At 71.3% G+C, this 5,384-nt stretch carries 4 protein-coding genes and 3 pseudogenes; 1 reads left to right on the top strand and 6 read right to left on the bottom strand.

The features are described 5' to 3' along the window. The 6 genes and pseudogenes from AOK24_RS51605 to AOK24_RS36340 form a co-directional block, all read right to left on the bottom strand. A pseudogene (locus tag AOK24_RS51605) lies at positions 1–375 on the bottom strand (amidase family protein); the annotation flags it as partial. 2 nt (positions 376–377) lie between these two features. Next, positions 378–635: amidase family protein (locus AOK24_RS51600; protein WP_240554286.1), on the bottom strand; the 258-nt coding region annotated here is incomplete at its 3' end. Between the two features lie 17 nt (positions 636–652). Then, positions 653–2,194: pseudogene (locus AOK24_RS36350) on the bottom strand (carboxyltransferase domain-containing protein); the annotation flags it as partial. A 39-nt stretch (positions 2,195–2,233) separates the two neighbouring features. Further along, positions 2,234–2,806 (bottom strand): annotated as a pseudogene (locus AOK24_RS52885) (ArsA family ATPase); the annotation flags it as partial. A gap of 226 nt (positions 2,807–3,032) precedes the next feature. Next, on the bottom strand, positions 3,033–3,470 hold the full coding sequence (locus AOK24_RS36345) for an SRPBCC family protein (RefSeq protein ID WP_055724224.1): 438 nt from the start codon (positions 3,468–3,470) through the stop codon (positions 3,033–3,035). Positions 3,471–3,555: 85 nt separating this feature from the next. After that, complete coding sequence (locus AOK24_RS36340) at positions 3,556–4,311, bottom strand: metallophosphoesterase family protein (protein WP_055724225.1); 756 nt, start codon at positions 4,309–4,311, stop codon at positions 3,556–3,558. A 276-nt stretch (positions 4,312–4,587) separates the two neighbouring features. On the opposite strand from AOK24_RS36340, the gene AOK24_RS36335 reads away from it, so the two are divergent. Then, a partial coding sequence (locus AOK24_RS36335) for an AMP-binding protein (RefSeq protein ID WP_159052112.1) occupies positions 4,588–5,384 on the top strand: 797 nt, incomplete at its 3' end.

The following is a 5,384-nucleotide window of genomic DNA, read 5'->3' as shown; positions in this document are numbered from 1 at the left end:
GGGTGGGGCTGGGGGTGGTGGTCATGTGGGCGAGGGCCTGTTCGGCTTCGCGGAGGGTGCGGGCGAAGACCGTCACGCAGTCCAGGGAGGCGCAGGCCGGGACCACGCCGTCCGTGGGGACCAGGCCCTTCGTCGGTTTGAGGCCGACGATGCCGTTGAAGGCCGCCGGGACTCGGCCGGAGCCCGCCGTGTCGGTGCCGAGGGCCAGGTCCGCGATGCCCAGGGCCACCGCGACCGCCGAGCCGGAGCTGGAGCCGCCGCTGATGCGGGACGGGTCGTGGGCATTGCGGACCGCGCCGTGCGGGGAGCGGGTGCCGACCAGGCCGGTGGCGAACTGGTCGAGGTTCGTGGTGCCGAGGACGAGCGCGCCGGCCGNNGACCACGGGGGCGTCGGCCGGGGGGTCGTACGCGTACGAGGGGCAGGCGGCGGTCGTGGGGAGGCCGGCCACGTCGATGTTGCCCTTGACGGCGAGGAGCCGGCCGGCGAGGGGGAGGTGCTCGCCCGCCGCGAGGCGGGTTTCCAGGGACCGGGCCTCCGCCTCCACCTCCTCCCGGGGCCGCAGGGTGATCCAGATCTCCGGGCGGTCCACGGCGTCGATGAGGGCGTAGGCGGCGCGGACTCGGGTGATGAGCATGGGGCGGTGCTCCTCTTTCAGTTCACGGCCGGGGCCAGGATCAGGAGTGCGGTTCCAGCTTCCACCTGGTCGCCGGGTCTGGTCAGGATCTCGTGGACGATTCCGGAGGTCGGGGCGTCGACCCGGGACTCCATTTTCATCGCCTCCAGGGCCAGGAGGGGCTGGCCCGTGGTGACCTCGTCGCCCTGCCGGACGTTCAACTGCCAGACGGACGCCGCGAATTCGGCCTCGACGAGGCGTCCGCCCGGCGGGATCTCGATGCGGGCCGGGGGCGGCGGGGGCGCGTCGGCGGCTTCGGCCCGGGCGAACTCGCCCGCGTCTTCCCAGGCTTGGCGTTCGGCGGTGAAGGCCTGCTGCTGGGTCCGTCTGAACTCGGCGATGGAGTCGGCGTGTTCGGCGAGGAAGGTCTCGTACTCGGCCAGCGAGAACGTGCCCTCCTCGACGCGGGGGGCGAAGCGGCCGGACGTGATGTCGGCGCGCAGGCCGAGGAGTTCGTCCGCGTCGACCGGGTACCACTTGATCCGGTCGAAGAAGCGCAGGAGCCACGGCTTGCCGGGTTCGAAGGCGCCGCGCTGCTGCCAGGGCGACCAGACCTGGGTGGTGCGGCCGACGAACTGGTAGCCGCCGGGGCCCTCCATGCCGTAGACGCACAGGTAGGCGCCGCCGATGCCGACGGAGTTCTCGGCGGTCCAGGTGCGGGCCGGGTTGTACTTCGTGGTGACCAGGCGGTGGCGGGGGTCGAGCGGGGTGGCGACCGGGGCGCCCAAGTAGACGTCGCCCAGGCCGAGTACGAGGTACTCCGCGTCGAAGACCGTGCGGTGGACGTCGTCCGGGGTGGCGAGGCCGTTGACGCGGCGGATGAACTCGATGTTCCAGGGGCACCAGGGGGCGTCGTCGCGGACGCCGGCCATGTAGCGGGCGATGGCCTCGCGGGTGGCGGGGTCGTCCCAGGAGAGGGGGAGATGGATCGTGCGGGACGGGACGGTCAGTTGGGCCGTGGGCGGGAGGGACGACGTCAACTCGCGGGTGAGCGGGAGGAGTTCGGACAGCGGGAGGCGGTCCGGGTCCGTCTTGATCTGGAGGGAGCGGATGCCCGGGGTGAGGTCCGTGACGCCGTCGATCGCCGCCCGGGTCACCGCTTCCATGAGGGCGTGGACGCGCATGCGCAGCGCCAGGTCCAGTTCCAGGGGGCCGAATTCGACCAGGAGGTTGTCGTCGCCGCTGCGGCGGTAGGTGACGTCGCCGTCGCGGGCCAGGATGCCGCCGTCCACGATGTCCGCGCGGGCGGCGCCCGTTGTGTCGACCGGGGTGAAGCGGACCGTGTCGCCCGGGCGGAGCTGGCCCAGCTTCCACCGTTCCGCCGAGTGGATGGTCGCCGGGCAGACGAAGCCGCCCAGGGAGGGGCCGTCCGGGCCGAGGAGGACCGGCATGTCGCCGGTGTAGTCGACGGCGCCCACGGAGTACGGGGTGTCGTGGATGTTGGAGGGGTGCAGGCCGGCTTCGCCGCCGTCGGTGCGGGACCAGCGGGGTTTCGGGCCGACGAGGCGGACGCCGGTGCGGGGGTCCGCCAACACGGCCTCCACGGCCGCCAGTTCGCCGTCCCACTTCCCGGCCGCCTCGTACAGCCACTCCGCCGGCATCGGCACGCCGGCGAGCCGCCCCAGAACCGGCCGCAGGGCTCGGGCGGCTTGCCGCTCGGCAGGAAGGAGCCGCCGGATGTACCGCCGCAGTTCCTCGGGCAGGGCCAGGAGGGAGAGCGCCTGCGGAAGGGCCGGCAGATCGACGACGACCAGTTCGAACCGCTCGGACAGCACGGCGTCCCTCAGCGCCCGCAGCAGGTTGAGTTCCTCGGCGCCGGGGAGGGAGGTCATCTCCTCCGCTTCGAGCCGCGAGGCCCCGAGCAGATCAAGAGCGCCGGTGGCCTTCTCCTGGAACCGGAGAAGGTCCTCCCGAAAACCGAGCGAGGCATCGGGCCGCCAGGCGGTGAGAAACTCGCCGACGGCAAGGGGCTTGTCCCCGGTGGAGACTCCGAGCGCGACTCCCAGACTGTCCCCACGGTCCGCGCTGAGGACGAGGGTCCGGGTACCGGCGAGGGAGGCTTCCCAGGCGGTGGCCGCGGCAAGAGTCGTCCGCCCGGAACCGCCGGGCCCGGTAACCAAGAGAGTGCGCATAAGGATCAACGCTAACGGTTGAGTCGCGACTACCGGTCAGCTGTGGCTGGTCGCGCAGTTCCCCGCGCCCCTGAAAAACGTGGCTGAGGTCCGTAGCAACAGCTCGCGCCCACGCGGCGGTAGCCGAAAACTCGGCTCAGCCCAGTCTTTTAAGGGGCGCGGGGCTGTATCTATGTGCGGCTACCGCCGCGTGGGCGCGACCAGCCACACACAGCCCGCACCCGAACTACTCGCTCTCCACCCGCTTCTTCAACCCCGCCAGCGCCCGGTCGATGATGACCTTCTCCGCCTTGCGCTTGATCATGCCCAGCATGGGGATCTTGACGTCGACCGTGAGGCGGTACGTGACCTCGGTCGAACCGGTGCCCGCCGGCTTCAGGGTGTAGGAGCCGTCCAGGGAGCGCAGCATCTGGGACTTGACCAGGGTCCAGGAGACCTCGTCGGAGCCGGTCCAGGTGTACGCGAGGGTCTGGTCGTCCTTGATGGCGCCCGCGTCCATGACGAGGCGGACCTCCTCGGCCCGGCCGGACGCGTCGGACTTGAGGACCTCGGCCTCCTTCACCTCACCGGTCCAGTCCGGGTAGCGGGCGAAGTCGGCGATGACCGCCATGACGTCGGCCGGTGCCGCCGAGATCGTGATGCTCGAACTGGTGTGTTCCGCCATCGCCGGGGTTCCTCCAGATGCGGGCCGGTGATTAGTCGCTGCGCGTGAAGGCTACCGCGCGCATGACCTGCCGACTTCACGCCCCTCACCACTCCAGGACCCAGGGCTTCCCGGACCCGGCGAAGTGGCCGACGTTGACGCATTCGGTGGCGCCCACCCGCATGCGCCGGGCGAGGGGCTGGTGGACGTGTCCGAAGAGGGAGTAGCGGGGCCGGGTGCGGCGGATCGCGTCGAGCAGCGCACGGCTCCCGCGCTCGAAGCGGCGCGCGACGGTGTCGTACACCAGCTCCGGCACCTCCGGCGGGATGTGCGTGCACAGGACGTCGACGGCGCCGAGTGCCTCGATCTTCGCGGCGTACTCCTCGTCGGAGATCTCGAAGGGCGTGTTCATGGGCGTCCGCAGGCCCCCGCCGACGAATCCGAAGGTACGGCCGCCGATCTCGGCGACCTCGCCGTCGAGGACGGTGGTGCCGGGTGCGGCGTACTCCTTCCAGAGCGCGGGCATGTCGACGTTGCCGTAGGTGGCGTACGTCGGGGTCGGGAACGCGGCGAAGAGGTCGGCGTACTGCCTGCGCACGGCGTTCTCGATGACGGTGGCGCGGTCGCCGTCGACGGTGGACCAGAGCTGCCGGCCGAGGTCACGCGCCTCGTCGAAGCGGCGGGCGGTGCGCAGGGCGACGAGCCGGGCGGCGTTCTGGGCGCCGAAGAGGTCGGGGAAGATGCCGCGCGAGTGGTCGGCGTAGTCGAGGAAGAGGATCAGGTCGCCCAGACAGACGAGCGCGTCGGCGCCCTCCCCGGCGCGCGCGAGGTCGTGCGCGTTGCCGTGGACGTCACTCACCACGTGGATGCGTGTGGATGCCATGACGATCAAGGGTAGGCGGGGAGGCGGCGGGTGAACAGTGACGTCCGCGACCGCCGTTACTGGCCGGTCAGTAAGTCTGTGGACTACCGTACGCAGAGCAGTACCGAAGATGTGTGACGCAGCGAACATCTCAGCCGGACCCCCTGTCGAAGTCGCCATACCGACCGGTAACGTCCGGGCAGTCCACCGAGCCTTGGACCGTTCCGTCGCATCGCACGACGTCGTGGCGCCGGCGCCCTATGAGGAGCAGCAGTCTTGCGCGAGTTCAGCCTTCCGGCTTTGTACGAGGTCCCTGCGGACGGGAATCTGACCGACATCGTCCGCAGAAACGCCGCGCAGCACCCGGATGTGGCTGTGATCGCCCGCAAGGCGGGCGGCGCGTGGCAGGACGTGACGGCCACGGAGTTCCTCGCCGAGGTGCACGCCGCCGCGAAGGGCCTGATCGCGGCCGGGGTCCGGCCGGGCGACCGGGTGGCCCTGATGTCGCGCACCCGGTACGAGTGGACGCTGCTGGACTTCGCGATCTGGAGCGCGGGCGCGGTCACCGTCCCGGTGTACGAGACCAGCTCGCCGGAGCAGATCGGCTGGATCCTCTCCGACTCGGGCGCGGCGGCCTGCGTCGTCGAGCTGGAGTCGCACGCGGCGGCCGTCGAGTCGGTGCGCGCGTCGCTGCCGGAGCTGAAGCACGTCTGGCAGATCGAGGCGGGCGGCGTCGAGGAGCTGGACCGGCTCGGCCGGGACGTGACGGACGAGACGCTCGACGAGCGCAGCGCGCAGGCGAAGGCCGACGACCCGGCGACGATCGTCTACACCTCGGGGACCACCGGCAGACCCAAGGGCTGTGTGCTCACGCACCGCAGCTTCTTCGCGGAGTGCGGGAACGTCGTCGAGCGGCTGCGCCCCCTGTTCCGCACCGGCGAGTGCAGCGTCCTGCTGTTCCTGCCGCTGGCGCACGTCTTCGGGCGGCTCGTGCAGATCGCCGCGCTCAGGGCCAAGGTCCGCTTCGGGCACCAGCCGCAGATGCAGGCGGCCGTCCTGCTGCCCGTCCTCGC

The sequence above is a fragment of the Streptomyces niveiscabiei genome, from assembly GCF_001419795.1.
GTDB lineage: Bacteria > Actinomycetota > Actinomycetes > Streptomycetales > Streptomycetaceae > Streptomyces > Streptomyces niveiscabiei.
This window is presented reverse-complemented; position numbering and strand designations above follow the sequence as displayed.